Genomic DNA, 23,079 nt, shown 5'->3' on the forward strand with positions numbered 1-23,079 from the left:
CATTTTAGTGAATACGCATTGCGACAGACACTAATTTTTATGCTGAAAAAAGTGGACAATTTTGTTGGCTAACCTTTTACAGAACCTGCTGTTACACCTTCGACGATATATTTTTGAAGTGAAAGAAAGAAGATGATTATTGGTGTAATTGCCATGACAAGACCAGCGAGTGCAAGATCCCATTTTTTCGTATACTGACCAAAGAACTTCGTGACAGCTAGGGGTAATGTTGTTAGATCTTTATTGCCCCCAATCACGAGTACCGGCAGCAGATAATCATTCCAGATCCATAATGTGTTCAGAATAATGACAGTAACAGCGATAGGCATCAGTAGAGGAAAAACGATTCGGAAAAAAACACCATAAGGATTCGAACCATCCACTTTAGCTGCCTCTTCCAGTTCGATGGGAACCGTCTTGATAAATCCATGGAACAGAAAAACGGATAACGGCATCCCAAAACCGAGATAACAAGCTACAATGCCGTAAAATTCCCCGCGCAATTCCAGCAAACTTGTGACGCGGACTAATTGCAGCATGATGGACTGAAACGGTATGATCATGGCTGAAATCAGCAGCAGGAATACCAGCATATTGAAACGGGTTGGTTTGCGGACGATTTGGTACGCAGCCATGGAACTGAACAGAACGATGAGAACTACGCTAAATACAGTAATTAAAAATGAATTCGAGAATGCTTGAGGAAAGTTTATGGCACTCCAGACGTTTGAGTAATTATCCCAATGGAAGATTTGTGGAAAAGAGGCTGCGTCGATCAGAATTTCCTTTAGCGATTTTACCGAGTTGGTCAGAACCAAGTAAAAGGGAGACAAAAAGAGCAAGCCGAGTAATATAGCAGCGATTTCTAGAATCAATAGCCTCGTACGATATGTTTGATTATGAGAAAACATTAGGCGGATACCTCCTTACGCTTCGTCACCCAAACCTGAGTAATGGTAATGGCTGACACGGCGAGAAAGAACAGCAGTGCTTTAGCTGTGCCCAAGCCATAACGATTATTGATTAGAGCTTCGGCGTAGATGTTATAAGCCAGTGATTGCGTGGATGTGCCAGGACCGCCTTTCGTCAAGGAAAGGTTGAGATCAAACATTTTGAAGGCGGTGGAAGTTGTAAGGAAAAGACAAATTGTAATCGCTGGCATAATCAAGGGGATGTATATTTTCCCCAGAAGCTGATGTGGACGTGCTCCATCCATTTGCGCTGCTTCAATCAGATCCTTCGGGGTACCAGTTAGGGCGGCGATATAGATCACCATCATATACCCTGCGGTTTGCCAGACAAAGACGATAATGAGTCCCCAAAATCCAGTGGACGGCGTTCCGAGCCATGGAAGTTGGAAAAAAGACAGGCCGGTCAATTCCCCGATGGTGCCGAATCCCTTCGTAAAAATAAACTGCCAAATATAACCGAGCAGTATTCCGCCTATTACATTAGGCATAAAGAAGACAGTTCGCAAAATTTTCCGGGTCTTTATGGAACTGGTCAAAATCAGGGCGAGACCTAATGCGAGAAAATTGGATATGCACACCGAAATCACTGTAAACTTCAGTGTGAAGTTAAGGGATTCCCAGAATTTGTCGTCGTTCATAAAAATTCTTCTCCAATTATCTGCCCCTGTCCAGACGGCTTTGTCCAAGTCGAGACCGTTCCAGTCCGTGAATGAGTAATAGAATCCTAGGGCGAACGGGACGAGCACAATGGTGGCAAAAAAAACAAGGCATGGACCGAGAAAAATAACCTGTTGTGCCCAGCCTTTCTTCGACCGTAAAACTCTGTTCATAGGTTTATCTCCTTTCAGATCTGTGAGGTTAATCAAACTCAGTATAGAAAGGATAGGGTGGATGCAACACTCATTTTTATGATAATAATAGTGGAATATTTTGCCGTCCTTTGCTAAGATGTTGTGAAAATAGGAGGGATATGTTTGTTTCGGAAAAGTATCCGTTTCAAGTTGATAGCACTTCTTCTGTTCGCGGTAATACTGCCGACAGGAGTATCAATCACGGTCTCTTACTTTTATACAAAAGCGTCAGTGACGGAAAAATCGATTCGGGAAAATACGAATTATCTTAACCTCGGTGCCTCCAATCTTCAAAGCTATTTCAAGGGAATTCATGAATTAGCCTTATCCATTTATAGCGGAATCAATATCCCTAACTCCCTGTACACATCGATATTATCGGCCAAGCCTCAACATTTGCAGGAGGCTGACTCGAAGGAAGACATCAATCGTAATGTTTTTTCGAGCCAATTGCTGAATATGTTTCAATCCAATAAAGATATCTATCAGATTCATCTGTTCGTGAATGCCAATCAACAATCCAATACCTTGTTAAAGGGTTTTTTTCGTAGAGAATATAACGATTCCTACCGTCCTTTAGTATCCCCGTCAGGAAAGGTGGAGCCTTTTATAGAAATAACGCATCCGGATCATAGATATGGAATGAAATCTGGAATTCCAAATCTTAAATCGGGTTCTATCGAGGTTTTTAGTGCCCACTATCCCATTTACCGTACACCAAGTGATGAAGCCATGGGGTATCTTTCCATAGACTTTCGTTTAACTGAGCTTGAGGAAATAGCGAAGGCCATGTATCACCTCGGTTCAGAGCAGGTTTTCTTGCTGAATGAAGAGGGAGGCGCCCTTTATTCCTCTGACCCGGAGCTGATAGGAAAGACGATTAAAGCGGGATGGAGTCAGGTCCCGTCCAAAGAAGATCACGGTCATTTTTCATGGAAGGACGAAAATTTCGAAGGTATTGTATTTTACAGGGCAATCCAGAGTCCTTTATTTAAGGGTTATCTTCTTAAGCTGGTTCCCTATGATAATTTATATGGAGATGCGAGAGCAATTACCCATATCACTACAGGAATCGGTATGCTATTTCTGATTGTTGGGATGATCGCTGCAGTCTTTATCTCTATTCGTTTTACGAATCCGATTAAACGGATAATCTCCTTCACACAAAAGGTACAAATTGGAGATATGGATGCCCAGGTGGAGATTGCGACCGAGGATGAATTCGGAATTTTAACGAGAAAAATTAATAATATGACCCAGACCATCAATAATCTGATATTAAAAGAATACAAGCTCGAAATCGCCAATAAGAGCAACCAGTTAAAGGCGCTCCAGGCGCAGATCAATCCGCATTTTTTATATAATGCATTACAGTCGATAGCTACATTGTCCCTTAGGTACAAGGCTCTGGAGGTTTATGAACGGATTTGTGCACTTGGAAGCATGATGCGCTATACAATGGCTACGGGGGTAAATACGGTTACGCTTCAAGAAGAGTTGGAGCATGTGGAGCATTATCTTATGCTGCAAGAGGAGCGATTTGGCAATGAATATCTTGAGATCCATTTTGATATCGCGGAAGAAACCAAAATTCAAGCCGTTCCTAAAATGATTTTACAGCCTCTTGTAGAAAATGTTTTTAAGCATGCTTTTGATGACGGCATCGTGAATGGGCCGATACGTGTCCGCATTGCCAGCCACCTGGACGAGGCAGGAAATCTGATGATTGCCGTCTCTGATAATGGAAAGCAGCTGACGCCGGAACAAGTCCGGGAGATGGAGTTAGCGATCAATGTCGAGACAAAAAATGAAATGGAACAGATCGGGCTTCGAAACGTATTAGCCAGACTCCGATTGTATTTTGGCAAGGAAGCTAGTCTGACGATGAGGGGACATGATAACGGCGGCTTAACGGTAGCTTTATGGATACCGACTGGAAATTGCAGAATTATAGAGGAGGACAAGAGTGAAAGCACTGATTGTGGATGATGAAAAGCATGTAAGGGAGGCCATTCGCTACTTTGTGCCCTGGGAGGTATTTGGGATCGATTCTGTATTTGAGGCTATGAATGGACAAGAAGCGATCAACCTGATTTTGGCGGAGCGACCGGAGATTATTTTCACGGATATGCGAATGCCCCTGATGGATGGAGCCCAGCTTCTGGAATGGATTCACCGGCATATTCCCTGCACGAAAGTAATTATCATCAGCGGATATCAGGATTACAAATATCTTCAACCCGCCATTGTATATGGGGGGATGGATTATTTGCTTAAACCGTTGAACGGCAACAAAATCGTGGAGGCGACAGAACGCGCGGTTCGCAAATGGCGGCAGGAAAAGGAAGAAAGTGAGCGGGCCCTTCACCGGAATATTCAGATCAATGAACTTCAGCCGCTATACTGGGATCGAATGCTTACGGACTTGATGTCCGGCTATCGACGATATGAGGAACTAGCTGCTGCCCTGAGCGATCACTTCGGACTAACCTTGGGACATACCCGCTGCCAGGTTGCCATCTTATCTTTGGAAATGATGGATCAAAGGCTATTAACCCGGTTCAATGGAGATGCGTCTTTAATGTATTATGCCATCATGAATATATGTAATGATGTGCTTGTGGGGGAAAACGGCAGTCACGGATACGCCTTTCGTTGTGGGATTGAGGGAGTGAATGTTGCGATTTTTTATTGGAATCAAGTCAAGGATATAGAAGAGTCCCTACGAAGTATCAATCAATCCATGCTGGAAACCTATCAAATTCAAGTTCACTTTGGCCTCGGTGAAGTATGCCTCATTTCAGAAGATGTGCCCCGTTCGTTTCATCAGGCCAAGATAGCACTGCAACAACGCAATTTGCTTTGTTCAGGTGAATGGATTCATATGTATCACGATATTGATCAGGTGGTTAGTGAAGAGGATTGCCCATTTCTTCGCTTTTATGAACCCTTTAAGTTTGCGGTATTATCCGGACAGCGCGATCGCATTATGGAATGGGTGGATAAATGGGCTGCTCTCATAGAGCAGCAACCTTACCTATCTCAGCTCCAGCTTGAAAAATGGCAGAAGAATTTTAAGTCTGCCCTGTTAAACTGGAAGGCTGAAATCGGATGGGACAAGAGCGCCGATTCGGATGAAACGTTTGATTTAGAACTGCCTTTCGATACCAACGGGAACTTTTCGCTTGCGGTTTGGAAGGAGCGAGTTGCGGCCAAGCTGCTTGCCATTTCTCGGAAGTATAACTCTATGCATGATCAGGACAGTCGATTGGTACAGGACATCAAACGCTATATTGATCAAAACTATCACAAAGAAATTACACTGCAGCATATTGCGGATTGCTTTTTTATCAGTCGAGAGAATGTTTCGAGGAAATTCAAGCAGGTCACAAATGAGAATTTAATAGACTACCTTACCCGACTAAGAATTGATAAAGCTAAAATGTTGTTAGCAGATTCAAACATGCGTATAGCTCAAATTGCAGAGCTTGTCGGATTTCAGGATGAAAAATATTTTAGCCGTGTATTCAAAAAGATAACCGGGCAGACTTCCCGTGAGTTTAGAAAACAGTTAAATACATAAATTATAATCAAACATATTTAATGAAGAAGGTGCATGATGAATAACAAAATTAGCGTTAGAGAAGTGCTCGTAGAAGATGCAAAGGCATTACTACAGATCATTCCCATAATCGATAAAGAGACAGAGTTCACGCTGAGAGGAGAAGGAGAATTCCGGTTATCGCTGCATGAGGAAGAGTCTTTTATCCGTAATATACTCGCTGAACCTCGTAGTGTTATGTTTGTTGCTTCCTGTAATGATAATATTGTGGGTTCTTTAGGATTCAGAGGAAATAATCTGACCAGGTATAAGCATACTGGAGAATTTGGTATGGGCATTTTAAAACAATACTGGGGGCAAGGAATAGGTACCATGTTAATTGAGCATTTATTATCTTGGAGTGAAGCACATGATATTAGAAAAATAAATTTAAAAGTGGTTGAAACTAATATCCGTGCTATAAAATTATATGAGCGATTTGGATTTGAAATAGAAGGAGTACAGAAAAATGAAGTAAAAATTGCTGATCAGTACTATAACTTATTATCGATGGGGAAATTTATCTAAGCTTCTACTCCAATTTTACCTGTGAATGAAAGCACTGATTTATGTGAGCCGGCGGATGCCGGCTCTTGTTAGCTGCTTACTGCTTATAGATCCTTTATTACGTTGCCGCTAGATTCATCTCGATGCACATGAGAATGAAGGCGCCAGCGCCGTGCAGATCGTTTTCGCTGGTGGGGCGGGCAATGTAGTGGGCATAATCGCCGATTCCGGTGCCGATGCAGATGTTACCAATCACGACGTTGCCTTTCTCGTCGGACTTCAGTGTATCGATTACGCCTTGGTAGCCTTTCCAGGCATAGTCCATGTACTCGGCATCCAAGTATCCGAACCTAACCGCTTTGGCAATGGCATGCACAAACAGCGCCGTACAGGAGTTTTCCAGCCAATTATCCGGGCGGTCTCCTTTGTCGACGACTTGATACCATAATCCGGTGGCCGGATCCTGATAGTTCGTAAGAGCGATAAGCAGATCCTGCAGAATGGCCACGAGCTTGGCTTTATCCGGGTGATCCTCCGGCAGGTATTCGAACATTTCCAGCAAAGCGACGGGATACCAGCCAATAGCGCGGCCCCAGAACTCTGGTGCGACACCCGAGATGGGGTCAGCCCATCCGGCTTCTTTGGTTTCATCCCAGCCATGATACAGCAAGCCGGTGGCCGGATCCTTCGTATGCTTCTCCATGAGAAGAGCCTGGAAGGTCATCATGGAGAAATATTCGCTGTCTCCGAAGGTCTTGGCAAATTGCACGGCAATCGGGCCTGCCATATACAAGCCGTCCAGCCACATTTGATTCGGATAATGTCCCTTGTGCCAGAACCCGCCCGACGCATTCGTCGGCCATGACTTCAGCAGAGGCACTAGCGTATGCAGCGCTTTTTTGTACCGCTCGTCTCCCGTCTGCTCATAGAGGGTGAAGAGAAGCACGCCAGGCTGAATATCGTCGAGCTCGTCAGACATAAATTTCTTGATGCTGCCGTCCTCGAGAATCTGGCTATCCACCCACCGTTTCATATAATCATACAATTTTTGTTCTCCCGTCTGCCGCCAGCATTTTTCCATGCCAGATAGAAAAACGCCTTGATGATAATGGAATCGGTCTGGTGGAAGATCCTCCGGCTCGAATTTGGCCATAATTGCTTCACAGGCGGTTTGCGCCCATTGAATCGGGGTCTTAAGGGATGTGGATGATGGCATTGATATCCTTCCTCCTCCTTGATTTTACTTTTATTCTAGCATCGTGAAATGTACGTTTTTTGCAGAAATAGCCTATTTCTTCTTATTTCTTGCGGTATAATGGACAGCAGCAGGAGTAAAGGTTAGGAAGGAGAGGGAGCGGGTTGGGAGATCTTTATTTTGAAAATCACACAGGAAATTTCCTGGTATCCCACCGGAAAGCATTAAGTCACCATATGCCGTTTAGCCACTTTCATAGTACATACGAAATCTATTATTTGATGTCTGGTCAGCGGAATATTTTTATTCAGGACCGGACGTTAGCGATCAACGAGGGCGATGTAGTCATTATTGCGCCGAATATTTTGCACCGTACAATCAATGCGGTCCAGCCGCAGCATGAGCGGCTCATTATTAATATGCATGAGCAGTATTTTTCGCCGGATGGTTCCCATAAGGAAGCGCTTCGTCCTTTGCTGGAACGGGATTATCTGATTGTAAGCGATTCCGTGCGTAACCAACTGTCGATCGAGCCGATGGCTCGGGCTATTCTACAGGAAATGAAGGAACAGGCGAGTGGTTTCGAATTGTTTGCGCAGACGCTTGCCGTGCAGCTGCTTATCATTTGCTGTAGGCACTTCAAGCACAATGCTATGGAGCTCTTGGCCTCGCCAAGTCCCATGCACGAAAGAATATCGGAGATCGTCCGCTATATTAATGAACATTACACGGAGGACTTATCGCTGCAGTTGCTGGCGGATAGGTTCTATATCAGCCCCTATTATTTGAGCCGTTATTTTAAAAAAGCGACAGGTTTTACATATGTAGAGTACGTGAATAGCGTCCGGATTAAGGAAGCCAAGAAGCTGCTGGAGCACTCTTCCATGAAGGTGCACCTGATCGCCAGGAAGGTAGGCTTTGGTAGTGTGACGCATTTCGGCCGGGTGTTCAAGGAAGTCACGGGCAATGCGCCGTTATATTATAGAAGAAATTATTAGGTTCAATTTGTTTAATGCATATCAACATTTGCTAGACTGAATCGTTATAACAATAGCTTGAAAAAAATCAATATCAAGCTATGTTTGAAAGAACGGTATAAGTCGTGAAGAGGTGAAAATATGCAAATTCAGATTGATCAAGTCAGTAAGCGATACTCGAAGAAATCTTACGGGCTTCATAAGGTTTCATTTAACATTGGCCCCGGTCTATGTGGCCTGATCGGGCGGAACGGAGCCGGTAAGACTACCTTAATGCGAATTATCGCAGGGATTATGGAAGCAACCGCCGGGACCGTCTATTTTGATGGACAGACGATGAAATCGGCAGCCATGCAAAGACATTTGCAGAAGAGAATAGGCTATCTTCCTCAGGACTTCGGTTTCTATCCTAGATTAACGGTAAAGGAAACCATGGATTACATAGCCATGCTGCATGGACTGAGCGGAAAGACGAAACAGACCAGAATTCAGGATTCATTAGAAAAAGTACATTTGGATAAGCAGGCTGATAAAAAAGTTCGAGAGTTATCTGGTGGCATGAAAAGAAGGTTAGGTATTGCACAAGCGATCATTCATGAACCCGAAATTCTTATCGTAGATGAGCCGACAACGGGAGTCGACCCTGAAGAACGAATATCGATCCGAAACTTATTAACGGAATATGCAGGTCAGCGCATCGTCATTTTGTCTACGCATATCATTGAAGATATTGCCCAGTCATGCCAACAAGTGGCTGTACTGGATCAAGGGACGCTAAAGTATCAAGGTGACATTGGCAGTATGATCAAGGCGGTCTCCGGCATGGTATGGGAGTGTACCTTGCCGATAACCGAGGATTATAAGAGTATGTTGACTGAGTTTACTCTTGTGTCCAATCACTACATGGGGGACAGCGTCAGGTTACGGCTGCTTGGCGAGAAGGCACCGAAAGCGGACAGCATTCAAGCAGCTCCAACCGCTGAGGATGCTTATATTTGGATGATAGGCGGGCTTGCCCCATGATGACAGTTTGCAAAGTGATGTGGTTCGAGTTCCTCTACCAGATCAAGAGCAAGTTTTATTTGCTCGGCATTTTAATTGCCCTCTTGTTTCTGTGGTCGGAATTTTCACCCTATATTCAACATTATCCAGTGGAAGATAATAATGACATCCGTCAGCTCTACGAAAAAGGAATACACCCCGAATTGCTGCATGTGGACGTTTCGCCTGAAGAGACTCTAACATCCGTGCTGCAGCACATCGATAATCTCCCGGAAGGTATTCTGTCCCCAAAAAATTATAATGCTTCTAAAGAATTAACCGCTATAATAAAGGCACAAAATCTACCCCTGGAGCAAGCAAACGCCTTAGTGAAACATCAATACCCTTCGTTCGCGCCGCAATGGGAAGTTTATATCGAGGAAAAGGGACAACGCCTAGGTTCAATTGAGGAGGTTCAGCCTGTATTCAAAGCTTACTATGAACAGCGAGCCTTTAGCTCGGAATTCGCTGTACTTTGGGTGGACCGGCTGCAAATCATTATGTCATTTCTATCCATCCCTGCTTTTTTAATGCTATTCTTCAAAGATAGACGGTTTAATGCCTTAGAGTGGCTGCATGCCAAGCCATTTACAGGCCAACAATACGTGATTGGAAAATATTTTGGGACGGTTACCGCATGGAGCTTGCCTGCTGTACTTGTAAGCACTGTAGTTAATATTTGGATTGGAGTCCAGGTCACAGCTCAGGCATATAATTACCATTTTACGAATTTGCCGTTAGGTCTGCTTATTTGTGTATTGCCGACTTTTATGATATCCGGGGCTATTATCGTTTTGCTAGGGTGTATATTCCAAAATGAAGTTGCTGCTTTGCCGGTTTTTCTACTTTATCTCATTTACAACATTACTTCTGGTGTGTTTATGGAAAATGATAGCACTCCGTGGTCATCAATAAAATATATGATCCGGCTGGACGAAAGTTCATCCCATCGTTGGATGGAATACTTGCCGCATCAGGGCGTTGTTTTAGGGCTAAGTATTCTGTTCGTGCTCCTAGCCGGACGATTATGGCCCCGGCAAGGGCTCAAAGGAAAAGGCAGGTTGACCTCATGAAGCTAATGGTATATCAATTTAAAGTTCTCTATTCGCCGGTAAAGTGGCTGCTGACAGGAGCGTTTATCGTATTTATTCCTTTTATGTTCTATGCTCCGACAGCCGTGGACGTTTTGAATCTGTATGAAATCTATCTACCATTCGCAGGTATCATATTACTCCCTGATTTGTTTTGGGTTGATCATTACGCTCAAGCAACAGAGGTGCTGGCTACCCGCAGAGGCCGAAGGCTGAATTTATTAGTTTACAGATTAGTGGCTATGGTTCTGCTTGTGATCTTCATGCTGCTTGCAGGGTGGTTGTTATTACGCATGAATATGTCCCCTCACGGTCTTCTCTTCTCCAATGAGCAGCTTCCTTTTTTAAGGCTTCTATATGTTGCGTTGCCTGGTCTATTATTTTCCGGAGCATTATCTTTATTGGGCGGAGCTGCTCTGAGATCGCCCGAAATTGGTTACTTGCTGGGTCTCGCCAATTGGATGTTTTGGAACATTAATATGGAGAATGCCTCCTGGCTGAATTTATTTTCGTATGCCAACAGGCTTAGCGATTTACCATCGAAATGGACATTAGGCTCGTTAAGTATAGTGTTCGTCTTATTATGCGGATTCTTTATGCTGCGCCCTGTAGAGCAATATAAGTTAGCGAGCCGTCTGAAAGATGGGCTGATGAGGGGCAACGCCAAGCAATGAATTTACTTATTACGGGACGAAAATCAGTATCGAAGAATGGGGAACAGGCTGCGCTCATTGCTAAACAAGCAAAGGGGCGCAGCCTATTCTTTGGCTTACGACGACACACTGCCAAGGTTGGCACTTAAATCAGTTAGAAAGAAGACTGTCAAGCCGACTGAAATTCTGTTGCTCCAGCTGCTCAAGGAAGAGAAGGCATAGACGCTGGACTTTCGGATCCTTCGATTGAATTGCGACAGCAAACCGATCCTGTAGTTCTTGTAATTCAACTTCCTCCTGTAATTTAGCTAATGTTTCACGGAGCATGGCCGTTTCTTCTTCATCGTCTATCATCTTAAGTTTTCCTGTTATATAGGCAATTTTGAGTTGCAACTTTGCCACCCCGCTAACTTCCAACAAATAACAATGATTATCGACAAGCAGTTCTGCAGAAACTCCGAAATATTCAGCCAATTGCTGAAGGCGGTCTTTGGGAACAGGCCGTCTTTTCTTGACCCAGTCTGAAAATTGCTGAGGAGTGATTCCAATTTCTTTACATACTTTTGTGTACGGCACTTGATGAAGCAGAGCGAGATAGGGGACGCTAGTAATCGTTGTCATTTATTCACCTCATTGACGTATTATATGTCTATTTCTATATCCATTATAACATTGACATATTTTATGTCAAACCTAAAATGCAATGGTTTATAGTATGTGCTGTTATTGTTGGAAACCACAAGCAGAACACAAAGAAGCAGAACGCCCTCTAGCTAAAGGGAGCGATCTGCTTCGACTTGCGTACAAACTCGTACAAGTTTGACAATGTGCAATCACAATCACGCTATGATCTGTGCTGTTAGTAACAATAATGAGGCCGATGTTGCTTAAGCATAAGCCCCAAGGAACATCTCCATGTCATCCTCGACGTTCGTGATGCCGCCGATGCCGAATTGCTCCACCAGTACATTGGCGACATTCGGAGAGAGGAAGGCAGGCAGCGTCGGGCCAAGGTGGATGTTTTTAACTCCGAGATAGAGCAGGGCCAGCAGCACGATGACTGCTTTTTGCTCATACCAGGCAATATTATACGAGATCGGCAGCTCGTTGATGTCATCAAGTCCCAGGATCTCTTTCAGCTTCAGCGCAATGATGGCGAGGGAGTAGGAGTCGTTGCATTGGCCTGCATCCAAGATGCGTGGAATGCCGCCGATCTCGCCGAGATCGAGCTTGTTGTATTTGTATTTCGCGCAGCCCGCGGTTAGGATGATTGTATCGTTAGGAAGCTGCTGGGCAAACTCGGTATAGTAGTTACGAGACTTCATCCGGCCATCACAACCGGCCATGACGAAGAAACGCTGGATATCCCCTGCTTTAACAGCATCCACCACTTGATCGGCGATGCTTGTTACAGTGTTATGGGCAAAGCCACCGATGATCTCCCCAGTCTCTATCTCCGTTGGGGGCGGGCACTGTTTGGCAAGGTCAATCAACTCGGAAAAATCTTTAGGCTGGCCGTTTGCGCCCTCTGGAATATGCTTTAAGCCAGGATAGCCAGTATTGCCCGTTGTAAAGATCCGATTTACGTAACCTGGCTTTGGCGGCACGATACAGTTAGTCGTCATCAGAATAGGCCCGTTAAAGTCTTCGAATTCACTGGCTTGCTTCCACCAAGCATTGCCGTAATTTCCGACAAAATGTTCGTATTTCTTGAAGGCTGGATAGTAGTGGGCCGGCAGCATTTCACTATGGGTATACACATCTACGCCAGTACCTTCGGTTTGCTGCAGTAGTTCCTCGAGATCCTTCAGGTCATGGCCGCTTACTAAGATGCCCGGACGGTTACGCACCCCAATGTTAACTTTAGTCACTTCAGGATGACCATAAACGCCGGTATTGGCTTGATCCAGCAAGGCCATGGCATCCACACCGAACTTACCCGTCTCCATCACGAGTGCGACCAATTGATCTACGGTTAATGTATCGTCCAACGTAGCCGCCAGCGCACGCTGCATAAATTGCTCCACTTCTCGGTTTGTATAGTTCAGTTGATAGGCATGATACTGATATGCAGCCATTCCTTTCAGTCCATAGGTGAGCAATTCTCGCAAGGAACGGATATCGGCATCTTCCGTGGCAAGTACGCCAACTACCTTGGCTTTGGCATCGAATGCTTCTTCATCGCTGCCATGCCAAACCGCCGCATCCGGCAATAACGTCTTGTTGGCTAGCGGCTGCTGCTGCTCCCAATGTTGACGTACTTCATCGCGTAGATCAAGCGCCTCCCGTACTTTTGCAATGAACACGTCCCGGTCAAAGTTGGCATTCGTGATTGTGGCGAACAACGAATCCATAATAAAGATGGAAGTCCGGTGTTCCAGCGTTTCAGGCAGCTTCGTACCCACACTTAAGAAAGATATGCCTTTCAAAATAAATATAAGCAAGTCCTGCAGGTTGGCGACATCAGGCGTCTTCCCGCACACGCCTACAATCGTACAACCAGTGCCTTTAGAAGCCTCTTGGCATTGAAAACAAAACATGGGCAATTCCCGTTCAGACGTATTTAATGCAGTTTGATTCATCTATATTACCTCCTCATTTTTAGTTGTAAAACGGATGTGCAGTCATGCAAAATATCAATTTAATCAGAAGCATAGCTCAGGAGAAGAGGTGACTGGGTGATTGGGATCACAATATATAAAATTGAACCAGAATATCCATAATTAGAGAAAAAAATAAATCGAACCGTTTTCTTTCCTGAAAGCAGAAGGATTTAAATCATCCTATACAAAATAGGATTTGAATTTTAGAATGTATAATGAATAGCACCTATGAAATCACTGGGGGTATTGTTGTGAGAAGATGGAGAACCATGTTCCAATGGTTTGGACGATTACAAATCATGCACAAAATTATTCTTATATTCCTTCCACTGATTTTTATTCCCCTCTTTATATCGGGATATCTCTCTAGCTACAATTTCAGTCAATCTACCATTCAAAATATGGAGCAAAGTGCTCTAGACGAGTCAAAATTAATTGTATCCCAATTGGATTCTATTATTAGCAATGCGGAGAATAGCGCTAATTTTATCGCTACGGATATTAATCGCATTATCGTCAGCTCGCCGGAGCAGCGCGATTCGATACAGGAGCTGAGGTTCAGACGACAGATTCAGAGCAAATTATCGACCGATCTCATTCTGTTTCCCGATGTTGACTCTGCCATTTTCATCGATAGAAATAATCATATCCATACTTCATATTCCCGCATAAACGAGCATGAGCAGAAGGTATTTGACAGCGGAATGATCGAACAAGTGATTCAGGCGGGAAGCTATGGAATAAACCGCTGGTTTCGGATGGAGCAGCGTAATTTTATGGTCAGCGATTCAACGATTCCTGTTCTAACTCTTGGCAAGGTCGTCATTGATGTAGATAGCGGCAATAAATTAGGAACTTTATTTATAAATGTGAAGGAGACTACATTCTCTTCATTTTTAGGCGCAGACAAAAATCAGGACATTTCCAAAGCTTATTTGCTGGTGGATTCTAATGAGAATATTATTTCCAGTTCCAACCCAGAGTATCTTCTAGAGCCGTTCGATTACTTAGAGGTGAAGCGGCCCTTGACGTTTCTTAACGAACCGTATTCAGAGATCGTGAATCGTGCCCACGGGCGGGAATTTATCACTGTCTATCCTTACGATAGAATGGGATGGAGCTTGGTGAACATGAACCCGATGACTGCGCTAAAAAGCATGATCAGTCATAATGTCTGGATGACCGTTGCGATCGGGCTCGTTTGTTTATTGCTTGCCCTTCTGGGGATTACCCTGTTATCCAAGATTATAGTAAACCCCCTGCTTCAGCTTGCTAAATCGATGCGGAGAGTCAAGGATGGGGATTTGAGCGTTACGGCGGCTATTCGCACCCAGGATGAGATGGGGCTGCTCGCTTCCGTATTCAATCTTATGATTGATCGCATTAAGCAGCTAATTGTTACCGTGGAGAATGAGCAGCGGCGTAAGCGGGAATACGAGCTTGCACTGATGCATGCCCAGATCAAGCCGCATTTCCTATACAACACCTTGGATACGATTTATGTACTTACTGATATGGACCGAATGGATGAGGCTAGAGACACGACGAAAGCACTCGCAGATTTCTATCGTATCGTTCTGAGTAAAGGCTATGAAATTATTACACTTGAAGAAGAGATGAAAATAGTTAATGATTATCTGTCGATTATGCAGGTTCGCTATCCTCATATTTTACAATACGATATTGCGATTCCTGACGAACTCAAGGGAGTCAACATCCCCAAACTGTCGCTGCAGCCCCTGGCTGAAAATGCGATTTATCATGGATTGAAAACGAAGGACAGCAGCGGTTTTATTCGAATTCGTGCGCGTTCAGACCGTGAGCAAGTAATCATTGAAGTGGAGGACAATGGAGTGGGAATGTCTCCACAGCTTGTATCCCGTATTACTGATTTCAAAGAGGATCCTGCTAAGAGAAAATCGATTGGCATATTTAGTGTGCATGAGAGATTGAAGCTGTATTTTGGTGACATATACGGTATTCATATTGAAAGTAAGGAAGGCCGAGGAACGACGGTAAAACTCATTCTACCCAATAACTATAATAAAGGTGAGCATTATGTATAAAGTTATGATTGTTGACGATGAACCTCTGTTCAGAGATTACATGCGAAGCAAGCTCGATTGGGCCAGTCATGGATTTCATATTTGCTGCGAGGCGGCTAACGGAAGAGAAGCGCTGGAGGAAGCTAAGCTCAATCGTCCTGATCTCGCATTCATTGATATATCGATGCCGTTTATCGACGGGCTGCAATTGGCAGAACTCTTAAAGCAGTCGCAGCCTGATATATCCGTTGTTTTTGTGACAGGGCACAGTGAGTTTGATTATGCGAGGCAGGCGATTCGGCTTGGGGCACAGGATTATTTGCTTAAGCCGTTCAATAAGGTTGAATTTTCGACGACGCTTCAGCGTGTAAAACGTACTTTGGATGAGCTCTCACGACCTTTTGTTCAGGAGGAAGCTCTTCCTCAGAAAACGATGAGCACTGGAATTCTTCCATTTGACGTCCAGGAGACGTTAATTATGGCCCTAAGGATGAGGGAGATGAGTTCAGTCCGCGAAGAGCTGAGCCGAATATGGCAGGACACAAGCCACATGGAGATTTCAGACGTGGTTGGGCGGAGTTATTTGGAAGCCTTGATTAATATTTGCCGCGCTTATATCATCGAGTCCGAACTGAGCCCGGAAGCAGTGTGGGGGAGTGACAGCACGCTTGAGCAGCAACTAAAAGCGCTGCGTTCCTGGGAAGAGGCTGAGCGGTGGATCATTGAGCTTTTCAGCAAAGCAGTTAATTATAGAGAATCCTTTCGGCCATCAAAATCGTATCAGTTATTTACAGCGGCCAAAGCATATATTCAACAAAACTATCCAGACTCAGAGCTGACCGTCGAAGGTGTGGCACAAGCCCTATACATTGATGCCAGTTATTTGCGCAGAGTGTTTAAGAAGGAAGCTAACATTTCAGTCGTAGATTATATTACTTACATTCGTATGAAAGAAGCTAAGGGCATCCTGCTAACCAGACCAATGAAGCTGTCGGCCGTGGCAGAAAAGGTAGGGTATAATGACCCGAATTATTTCAGTAAATGCTTTAAAAAGAGATTTGGTCTAGCACCTTCTGAGTTTGAGCAGCTTCACGCGAATAAGGCGAATTCTGAATAGATTCGTCTTTATTTGTCCTGTTTATTCCTTATCGTGCTCGATTATTGCATTAATCTAAACGATGAACAAATTTATAATAAAAACATACCTTGAAAGCGTTGCCAGGGACAAGGTGAACAACAAGTTAAATCCAGAAAAGAGGGGTACAGCATGAAGAAAGTTTGGTTCAAGTCTTTAACAGCTCTAGTCACCATCTCCATGTTATCTTTGTTGCTAGCGGCTTGTTCAGGAGGGAATTCGAGTCAGAGCTCTACAAGCTCCAACGGGAGTTCAGGGGAAGAGAAGGTTAAGCTGAAGGTGTATGCCCAGCATTTTGACGATGATACCTCCAAACCATTTGATTATGCAGTAGAAGAACTAAAAAAGGAAATGCCAAATGTTGAAATTGTGTTGGATCCAGCGGTGCAGGACGGACATCAGAAGCTAAAAACCTATGCCGCTACAGGGAATATGCCAGATATTTTCGAAACGGACTGGGCAACTTTGCAAACGTTCGCAAAATCTGAAAACGTTCTCTTGTTAGATGATTTTGAAGAAACAGCAGCGTTTAAGAACAAGTTGAATCCTGGGGTAGAAGGAAGATTAATTGCACCAGACGGACATATTTACGCATTTCCATTTACCGGAATCGAGTTCCAAATCCTCTATTACAATAAAGAAATATTTGAAGAGGTCGGCATTGAAGTTCCGATCAAGACTGTTGATCAATTAGCAGAGGCTTCCAAAAAACTGAAGAAAAAGGGATATGTACCACTTTCCATCTTTGCTAAAGAGAAATGGATCTCTACAGCGCTTTATCAAGGCTTTGTTACTCGTGAAGAAGCCATGGGCTACGGAAAGCTGGACGAGTCTGGCGTTACAGAACTACCGGAGTCCTTCATTACCGCTGCTCATCAACTGAGAACCTTGCAAGAAGCTGGCTTATTTGATGTGAACGCTACAAATACGAACTATGATCAGGCTTCTTCATTATTCTACACGGGTAAGGCTGCGATGTTTGTGAATGGGCAATGGGAAATTTACAGCTCTCAAGAGAAGCTCGGCGATAAAGTGGATTGGATGTACTGGCCGGCGAAAGATGAGGAAACTTATGAAAAAACAAAATACGCAGTTAACGGATCTCCATCGCCTGGCGGCTTCGCCGTATCTCAATCGACGAAAGATCCAGAGCTGACAGTGAAGGTAGCCAGCTTCCTTGCTCAAAAAGCTGCCGAGTATAAATACGCTCAGCTAGGCAGTCCGATTGTATCCGTAAAAGTGGATAAGGAAATCACTGCCGAAATACCGCCGATGATGCAGCGCATTGCTGATGAAGTGCTTCCAAACGCTACGGATTATGCGGTCGCTCTGAATAATGTCTCGATCAAAAATGTGCTGGATGATAATACACAAAGTATGCTGATCGACGGTTTCTCTACGGAGCAGTTCATCAAAAATATGAACTCGGTATTAGCTAAAGAGAACAAATAAGAAATAGAGACCCAGGCCATCCCCCCTTGATGCATTTGTTATTGAAGGGGGGATTGCTCCCAGGAAAGGAGTGGGGTTAAACCATGGATAGATATTTAAGCAACAAGAAGGCGATACTGATTTTTCTGCTTCCGGCATTGTTAGCCTATACTGTCGTTCTTATCTCACCGGTGCTGCAAACGATGTATCGCAGCTTTTTTGAATGGGATGGATTAGGTACGGCTGTGTTTAATGGACTTGATAATTATAAGGAAATGTTCCAGGATCCCCTTCTAATGACATCTTTGCGAAATGGCTTGATTTTTGCAGTTGTCCTTGTCGTTTTTCAAATTGGCCTCGGTACGATTCTAGCGCTTGCTTGTGCTGATCCGCGAGTCAAATTTAGAAAAATGCTGAAAACGGCTTATTTTGTACCCGTAATTCTGTCCGTGACGGTTGTATGCCAGCTGTGGATTGCGATGTACGATCCAACGAATGGTTTGATTAATAAGCTGTTTCAGATCATGGGGATCTCCTATCAACAAAACTGGCTCACTTCGCCAACCGTATCGATTGTTGCTATTGCTTTTGTTAATGCCTGGCAGTTTATGGGTTATCAATTTAGCCTCCTCTATGCAGGAGTGAAATCGATCCCCGAGCAATATTATGAAGCCGCAACCATTGACGGCTGCAGCAAATGGATGGCTCACCGTAAAGTAACGCTCCCTTTGATGAAGGAAACTTTTAAGTTCTGTTTTATCATTGCGATCACATCAGGAATCGGCGCCTTTGTACAAATGCTCATCATGACAAATGGTGGACCAGGCACGAGTAACTATACCTTAACCTTCATGATATACCGTTACGCCTTCCTGGAGAATAAGTATGGCTATGCATCTGCCATATCTGTACTATTGGTCGCCATCTCACTAGTAGCGACGATAATTATCAACAAAGTGTTTGATCGTAAAGATGATTAACATGCATCTTAGAAGGAGAGATCGTTATGCAACGGGTTAAATCATTCCTCATACAGGTTCCTTTATGGCTGTATTTTATTATTTCTGTGTATCCGTTATTCTGGATGATATCCTATTCGCTTAAGGACAACAATGAAATATTCGTTACCAATCCATTTGGGCTGCCGACCCAGTTTCGATATGAAAATTATATTAACGCTTGGACTCAATTTAATCTCCCGCAATATTTTATGAACAGTGTGGTCGTTTCTACGGTGGCAACGATATTTATCGTCATTTTAGCGTTAATGTTCTCGTTCGCTATCGCTCGGTTACGCTGGAGGTTTCGGGAAGCGGTCCGGCTCTATATGCTGGTTGGCATGTTTATGCCATTGCAGGTCATTATGATACCTCTGGCTATTCTTGTGAAGGATTTCCACTTAGCGAATACGTATGGAGCGCTGATAATTCCTTATATCGTAATCGGATTGCCGTTTTCATCGCTTATTTTCTATGGGTTTATGCGCGATATTCCTTCTGAAATTGAAGAAGCGGCATGTATGGACGGAGCGAGTGTCTACCGACTATTCACTAATATTATAGTACCTGTAGTCGTACCTGCCATTGCGACTGTGGTCATATTTCAATTCTTGAACAACTGGAATGAGTTCATGCTGGCGAATATTCTTATTTCCGATGAATCAATGAAAACACTACCTTTGGGACTATTGTTCTTTCAGGGGCAATATAGTACCGATTGGGGCGGAATGGGGGCTGTAATGACGATTGCCAGCCTTCCTATGGTTATCATCTATTTATTCTTCAGTGAACAGGTTGAAAGAGCGATGACCATGGGCTCTGCGGTAAAAGGATAGTAGGCGGGGTTAAATTAAAAGGCCTGAACCGGAAGAATACCGGGTTCAGGCCTTTCTTTGCCTCATCTACTATTTCCTCCTACATTTCAACTTGACTAGAGTGGGGCAGGTGACTGCGGTTATCCTTGGCTTGCAGGTAAATGCTCTTGTTGCAGATGCCGTCGAACTCATTGCTGTGCTCGATGATGACACAGATATAATCCGCTAGCTCCCCCGTGATCAGCTCCTTGATGCTGTCTCTGCCCAGCGTATCCATATGGTTGATAGCTTTGATCATATCATGAAACTTTCCATGTATATATCTAGATGCAATTTAGCATATAGATAAGCAAATACCATGAGGATGGGAGGAGAGAGTTTGAATAATAAATCCTATGCACTTTTGAAACAGCGGGTAGTTACAGTTTTATTAATGGCCGTATTATTGTTGATGCTGCCAGCAGGCTGGGCTTCCGCATCGGAAGAGGAATTCGCATTGGAATGGGAGCAAAGCTATGGGGAGAATGTAGGAGTACTTCATGCCGAACAGACTCGAGAAGGATATGCTATTATTGGCGTGAATGGGAGTAACAGCAATGTATACTTCGCGAAGACAGATTCATTGGGGACTCCATATTGGGAGAAAAATATTGAAGTACGAGGCAATAATGGAAAGATGGTTAGTTTTACAATGGCGGTTTCTGCGCCAGATGGTGGATATTTATTAGGTGGAACCCTTGAAAGTTTTCATTTTCGCTATAGAGATTTTTACTTTGCAAAAATAGACGATAACGGGTTCATCCAGTGGAATAAGATGTTTTCTTCCGGAGCTTACGGGACTTTTAATGATATCCATTTATCCAAGGAAGGCAGTTACTTATTTGCTCAATCTACAGATAGCTTAAACACCGGTTCCTTCCATACCGCTGTAGGCGAGTTATCCTCGGCAGGAGATATGATCTTCAGAAAGATTATAGGCGGAGGAGGACCTTCGGCCTCTTTTTATCAAGCCAATAAAATTCATGAATTAGCCAATGGCGGCTATGTTATCGAAGGTGATATTGAAGGTACAGTTCGTGTATGGATGCTGAACTCACAGAGGGAGATAGTTTGGACAAATACTTATAGCGGACTCACCGGGGGAGAAGTAATTGCAAATGCTGATGGTGGATATATGATTGCAGCCACAAATGAAAATGATGAGGTTGTATTCATACAAAATGATGCCAACAACCAGGAAGAACAGCGTCAAACGCTAGCGGTGAAAGGAAAAGTGATCTCGCTAGATAGAGCTGCTGACGGCTACTTATTCGGCACCACGCAAGGACTCTATAAGACGAACATTAACGGGGAGATACTCTGGTTCCAAGCATTAAGCGGTTTGCAACGGATTTACAGTGAATCGGATGGAAGTGTGCTTGTCATCGCCAAGGGAAATCTTCTAAAGTTTGGAGCAGGTGGAAATCACGAATCTCCCTCGCTCGAATATCTGAAATTCGATTCTCCAAGTTATAGTTTGGGCCTTGAACAGACGTTAGACACAGTAGTTACAGCCGTATATGGAAATACGTCAAGAAATGTCACTTCCTTAGTTCACTTCTCTTCGGATGATGAGTCCATTGCTTCCATTGATGCATCCGGAAACATTACGGGTCATCGATTTGGCCAAACGCATATACGAGCGATATGGAGCGGTCAAGAGGCGGTAGCTAGAGTGTATGTGTGGCCACTATCTACGTCCCTGTATTTTGATTCTGATGAGTACAGTGTCAATATCGGCGAGCCGCTGGACATTGAGGTTACTTATCGGTTTGGTAGCAACTTTACTCAGGTTACGCAGTTCAGTAGTTATAGCAGCAGCGATCCTTCCATTGCCTATGTAGATTCCGAGGGTAACATTATCGGATTGCAGCGAGGAAGGGTTACATTAACGGCCACTTATAGTGGATTTGAAGCGACAGCCATTGTCGATGTTTATTAAGGAAAATGGACAGAACGATGAACCGACGGAGTTTATTTTGGAATCGGGTTAATCCATCGTTCTGCTCTTATACACATTTCGATATATCGTTGGCGTCAAGTTCTCGAACTTCTTGAACGTTTTGATGAAATAACTCGTATCGCTAAATCCGAAAGCATCGCTGATCTCATTGATGGATAAATCCGTTGTCTCCAGAAGCTGTTTGGCCCATTCGATTTTGAGCCGGGCGACGAAGACGGTGAAATTCTCCCCAGTTTCCTTTGCAAATATGCGGCTAAAATAGCTTGGGCTAATATGGCAAAGCTCAGCCATCGCCTGTAATTTGAAATTTTCGCTCTTGTGAGCGTAGATGTAGTCAAAGGCGGGCTGCAGTACTGGATTGGAAGACAAGAAGGCATCGCCTGCGGATTTCTTTACTTTCGTTTCAATAAGCACACTGGATAGCTCATTTTGAATTGCTTGAATATGTCGGTAAGTACGTTCCGAAGTACTTAGCTTGTCTAGCGAAGCAGGAGCAGTCCCGAGTGCCATGGCCTTCTTGTACATTTCAATCGCTGCATCTTTTCGGATGGCCTCTTCTATAATATAGGTGCATAAGTGAAACAGCATATCCGCGATTGTGGTCACTTCTTCATAGGATAAGACGGGCAGTGAATCGTAGTCGTTTTTATAGGCAGCGAATTTACTGTCCGTTTCCGCATTGGATGGGCGGGTGACTATTTGTTCAAGTGGCGGTACGTCGGTATCGCGCAGCTTCACTTGTCCTGCCATGATCGCCCCGATGTATTGGTCATCAATAATAATGGGAATCGCAATATCGATAATATTGAAATGGCATAAGTAAATGTAAGGCTTATTCAACCGGACAGCTTCCAATCCGGCACGCGCATCGCATTTTTGACAATATTGAGACAGGTAAGAATCCTGCCGAACCTTTTGGCAAAAGGACTGACAGTAACTATGCTTGGTGACGGGAACCCCTTTGTAATCGACCGTGATGATCGCCATTTTGGTCACGAGTGCAAGAGAGTCTTGCAGCTTATGCCATTTTTCCAAATCAATAATACGCCCAATATCAAACCGTGATTTTACCATACTTGTACAGCTCCATTAAATGATGTAATCGTTTGTGTGTGCATTTGCGCAACTATATTAAGATGAATTAGATTAAGATGAACTAGTAG

Annotated in this window: 21 protein-coding genes; 14 read left to right on the plus strand and 7 right to left on the minus strand. The window is 43.9% G+C overall.

Annotated elements, in window-relative coordinates:
• Nucleotides 1–68: 68 nt before the first annotated feature.
• On the minus strand, nucleotides 69–911 hold the full coding sequence (locus tag EIM92_RS11230) for a carbohydrate ABC transporter permease (protein WP_125082705.1): 843 nt from the start codon (nucleotides 909–911) through the stop codon (nucleotides 69–71).
• On the minus strand, nucleotides 911–1,801 hold the full coding sequence (locus EIM92_RS11235; protein WP_125082706.1) for a carbohydrate ABC transporter permease: 891 nt from the start codon (nucleotides 1,799–1,801) through the stop codon (nucleotides 911–913). The genes EIM92_RS11230 and EIM92_RS11235 overlap by 1 nt, the downstream gene beginning before the upstream one ends.
• 144 nt (nucleotides 1,802–1,945) lie before the next feature.
• Between EIM92_RS11235 and EIM92_RS11240 the strand changes: the two genes are divergently transcribed.
• Genes EIM92_RS11240 through EIM92_RS11250 form a run of 3 tightly spaced genes read left to right on the plus strand, consistent with a single transcriptional unit; the run spans nucleotide 1,946 to nucleotide 5,951 of the window.
• Nucleotides 1,946–3,811: a sensor histidine kinase gene (locus EIM92_RS11240; protein WP_125082707.1), complete on the plus strand. Its 1,866-nt coding sequence runs from the start codon at nucleotides 1,946–1,948 to the stop codon at nucleotides 3,809–3,811.
• Nucleotides 3,789–5,405, plus strand: coding sequence for a response regulator (locus EIM92_RS11245; RefSeq protein WP_125082708.1), 1,617 nt, complete (start codon nucleotides 3,789–3,791; stop codon nucleotides 5,403–5,405). The genes EIM92_RS11240 and EIM92_RS11245 overlap by 23 nt, the downstream gene beginning before the upstream one ends.
• 33 nt (nucleotides 5,406–5,438) lie before the next feature.
• Nucleotides 5,439–5,951 carry a GNAT family N-acetyltransferase gene (locus EIM92_RS11250; RefSeq protein ID WP_125082709.1) on the plus strand — a complete coding sequence of 171 codons (513 nt, stop codon included), beginning with the start codon at nucleotides 5,439–5,441 and terminating at the stop codon, nucleotides 5,949–5,951.
• A gap of 97 nt (nucleotides 5,952–6,048) precedes the next feature.
• On the opposite strand, the gene EIM92_RS11255 is transcribed toward EIM92_RS11250, so the two are convergent.
• Nucleotides 6,049–7,146, minus strand: coding sequence for a glycoside hydrolase family 88/105 protein (locus tag EIM92_RS11255; RefSeq protein WP_125082710.1), 1,098 nt, complete (start codon nucleotides 7,144–7,146; stop codon nucleotides 6,049–6,051).
• A gap of 143 nt (nucleotides 7,147–7,289) precedes the next feature.
• Between EIM92_RS11255 and EIM92_RS11260 the strand changes: the two genes are divergently transcribed.
• The 5 genes from EIM92_RS11260 to EIM92_RS24495 all read left to right on the plus strand — a co-directional run bounded on the left by EIM92_RS11260 (nucleotide 7,290) and on the right by EIM92_RS24495 (nucleotide 11,036).
• A complete protein-coding gene (locus EIM92_RS11260; protein WP_125082711.1) occupies nucleotides 7,290–8,123 on the plus strand; it encodes an AraC family transcriptional regulator in 834 nt (277 codons plus the stop codon).
• A 120-nt stretch (nucleotides 8,124–8,243) separates the two neighbouring features.
• Nucleotides 8,244–9,125, plus strand: a complete 882-nt coding sequence (locus EIM92_RS11265; RefSeq protein ID WP_125082712.1) for an ABC transporter ATP-binding protein — start codon at nucleotides 8,244–8,246, stop codon at nucleotides 9,123–9,125.
• Nucleotides 9,122–10,216 carry an ABC transporter permease gene (locus EIM92_RS11270; RefSeq protein ID WP_125082713.1) on the plus strand — a complete coding sequence of 365 codons (1,095 nt, stop codon included), beginning with the start codon at nucleotides 9,122–9,124 and terminating at the stop codon, nucleotides 10,214–10,216. The genes EIM92_RS11265 and EIM92_RS11270 overlap by 4 nt, the downstream gene beginning before the upstream one ends.
• Nucleotides 10,213–10,908, plus strand: coding sequence for a hypothetical protein (locus EIM92_RS11275; protein ID WP_125082714.1), 696 nt, complete (start codon nucleotides 10,213–10,215; stop codon nucleotides 10,906–10,908). The genes EIM92_RS11270 and EIM92_RS11275 overlap by 4 nt, the downstream gene beginning before the upstream one ends.
• On the plus strand, nucleotides 10,905–11,036 hold the full coding sequence (locus tag EIM92_RS24495) for a hypothetical protein (protein WP_281279671.1): 132 nt from the start codon (nucleotides 10,905–10,907) through the stop codon (nucleotides 11,034–11,036). The genes EIM92_RS11275 and EIM92_RS24495 overlap by 4 nt, the downstream gene beginning before the upstream one ends.
• A gap of 1 nt (nucleotide 11,037) precedes the next feature.
• Here EIM92_RS24495 and EIM92_RS11280 read toward each other — a convergent pair whose 3' ends face one another.
• Together EIM92_RS11280 and hcp are read right to left on the minus strand one after the other, a co-directional pair.
• Complete coding sequence (locus tag EIM92_RS11280) at nucleotides 11,038–11,508, minus strand: helix-turn-helix domain-containing protein (RefSeq protein ID WP_125082715.1); 471 nt, start codon at nucleotides 11,506–11,508, stop codon at nucleotides 11,038–11,040.
• 266 nt (nucleotides 11,509–11,774) lie between these two features.
• Nucleotides 11,775–13,469, minus strand: a complete 1,695-nt coding sequence (hcp, locus tag EIM92_RS11285) for a hydroxylamine reductase (protein ID WP_125082716.1) — start codon at nucleotides 13,467–13,469, stop codon at nucleotides 11,775–11,777.
• A 272-nt stretch (nucleotides 13,470–13,741) separates the two neighbouring features.
• Between hcp and EIM92_RS11290 the strand changes: the two genes are divergently transcribed.
• From EIM92_RS11290 to EIM92_RS11310, 5 genes are all read left to right on the plus strand, one after another.
• Nucleotides 13,742–15,556, plus strand: coding sequence for a cache domain-containing sensor histidine kinase (locus tag EIM92_RS11290; protein ID WP_164515077.1), 1,815 nt, complete (start codon nucleotides 13,742–13,744; stop codon nucleotides 15,554–15,556).
• Entirely contained in the window at nucleotides 15,549–16,652 is a 1,104-nt protein-coding gene (locus EIM92_RS11295; RefSeq protein ID WP_125082718.1) for a response regulator transcription factor, read from the plus strand. Before EIM92_RS11290 ends, EIM92_RS11295 begins: the two co-directional genes overlap by 8 nt.
• Before the next feature lie 150 nt (nucleotides 16,653–16,802).
• Nucleotides 16,803–18,122 carry an ABC transporter substrate-binding protein gene (locus tag EIM92_RS11300; RefSeq protein ID WP_125082719.1) on the plus strand — a complete coding sequence of 440 codons (1,320 nt, stop codon included), beginning with the start codon at nucleotides 16,803–16,805 and terminating at the stop codon, nucleotides 18,120–18,122.
• Nucleotides 18,123–18,205: 83 nt separating this feature from the next.
• A complete protein-coding gene (locus EIM92_RS11305) occupies nucleotides 18,206–19,081 on the plus strand; it encodes a carbohydrate ABC transporter permease (RefSeq protein WP_125082720.1) in 876 nt (291 codons plus the stop codon).
• Nucleotides 19,082–19,107: 26 nt separating this feature from the next.
• Nucleotides 19,108–19,935: a carbohydrate ABC transporter permease gene (locus EIM92_RS11310; protein ID WP_125082721.1), complete on the plus strand. Its 828-nt coding sequence runs from the start codon at nucleotides 19,108–19,110 to the stop codon at nucleotides 19,933–19,935.
• 79 nt (nucleotides 19,936–20,014) lie between these two features.
• On the opposite strand, the gene EIM92_RS11315 is transcribed toward EIM92_RS11310, so the two are convergent.
• A complete protein-coding gene (locus EIM92_RS11315; RefSeq protein ID WP_125082722.1) occupies nucleotides 20,015–20,212 on the minus strand; it encodes a hypothetical protein in 198 nt (65 codons plus the stop codon).
• Nucleotides 20,213–20,293: 81 nt separating this feature from the next.
• On the opposite strand from EIM92_RS11315, the gene EIM92_RS11320 reads away from it, so the two are divergent.
• Nucleotides 20,294–21,895, plus strand: a complete 1,602-nt coding sequence (locus EIM92_RS11320) for an Ig-like domain-containing protein (protein ID WP_164515078.1) — start codon at nucleotides 20,294–20,296, stop codon at nucleotides 21,893–21,895.
• A gap of 48 nt (nucleotides 21,896–21,943) precedes the next feature.
• Here the strand turns inward: EIM92_RS11320 and EIM92_RS11325 are convergent, their stop codons facing one another.
• On the minus strand, nucleotides 21,944–22,990 hold the full coding sequence (locus EIM92_RS11325) for a PocR ligand-binding domain-containing protein (protein ID WP_125082724.1): 1,047 nt from the start codon (nucleotides 22,988–22,990) through the stop codon (nucleotides 21,944–21,946).
• Between the last annotated feature and the right edge of the window lie 89 nt (nucleotides 22,991–23,079).

This window comes from Paenibacillus lentus, assembly GCF_003931855.1.
Classification (GTDB): Bacteria; Bacillota; Bacilli; order Paenibacillales; family Paenibacillaceae; genus Fontibacillus; species Fontibacillus lentus.

What these genes read in the sequence shown, in the direction of transcription:
- EIM92_RS11230 (WP_125082705.1), bottom strand. Translation starts at nt 911, where the DNA reads ATGTTTTCTCATAATCAAACATATCGTACGAGGCTATTGATTCTAGAA.
- EIM92_RS11235 (WP_125082706.1), bottom strand. Translation starts at nt 1,801, where the DNA reads ATGAACAGAGTTTTACGGTCGAAGAAAGGCTGGGCACAACAGGTTATT.
- EIM92_RS11250 (WP_125082709.1), top strand. Translation starts at nt 5,439, where the DNA reads ATGATGAATAACAAAATTAGCGTTAGAGAAGTGCTCGTAGAAGATGCA.
- EIM92_RS11255 (WP_125082710.1), bottom strand. Translation starts at nt 7,146, where the DNA reads ATGCCATCATCCACATCCCTTAAGACCCCGATTCAATGGGCGCAAACC.
- EIM92_RS11265 (WP_125082712.1), top strand. Translation starts at nt 8,244, where the DNA reads ATGCAAATTCAGATTGATCAAGTCAGTAAGCGATACTCGAAGAAATCT.
- EIM92_RS11270 (WP_125082713.1), top strand. Translation starts at nt 9,122, where the DNA reads ATGATGACAGTTTGCAAAGTGATGTGGTTCGAGTTCCTCTACCAGATC.
- EIM92_RS11275 (WP_125082714.1), top strand. Translation starts at nt 10,213, where the DNA reads ATGAAGCTAATGGTATATCAATTTAAAGTTCTCTATTCGCCGGTAAAG.
- EIM92_RS24495 (WP_281279671.1), top strand. Translation starts at nt 10,905, where the DNA reads ATGAATTTACTTATTACGGGACGAAAATCAGTATCGAAGAATGGGGAA.
- EIM92_RS11280 (WP_125082715.1), bottom strand. Translation starts at nt 11,508, where the DNA reads ATGACAACGATTACTAGCGTCCCCTATCTCGCTCTGCTTCATCAAGTG.
- hcp (WP_125082716.1), bottom strand. Translation starts at nt 13,469, where the DNA reads ATGAATCAAACTGCATTAAATACGTCTGAACGGGAATTGCCCATGTTT.
- EIM92_RS11295 (WP_125082718.1), top strand. Translation starts at nt 15,549, where the DNA reads ATGTATAAAGTTATGATTGTTGACGATGAACCTCTGTTCAGAGATTAC.
- EIM92_RS11300 (WP_125082719.1), top strand. Translation starts at nt 16,803, where the DNA reads ATGAAGAAAGTTTGGTTCAAGTCTTTAACAGCTCTAGTCACCATCTCC.
- EIM92_RS11305 (WP_125082720.1), top strand. Translation starts at nt 18,206, where the DNA reads ATGGATAGATATTTAAGCAACAAGAAGGCGATACTGATTTTTCTGCTT.
- EIM92_RS11310 (WP_125082721.1), top strand. Translation starts at nt 19,108, where the DNA reads ATGCAACGGGTTAAATCATTCCTCATACAGGTTCCTTTATGGCTGTAT.
- EIM92_RS11315 (WP_125082722.1), bottom strand. Translation starts at nt 20,212, where the DNA reads ATGATCAAAGCTATCAACCATATGGATACGCTGGGCAGAGACAGCATC.
- EIM92_RS11325 (WP_125082724.1), bottom strand. Translation starts at nt 22,990, where the DNA reads ATGGTAAAATCACGGTTTGATATTGGGCGTATTATTGATTTGGAAAAA.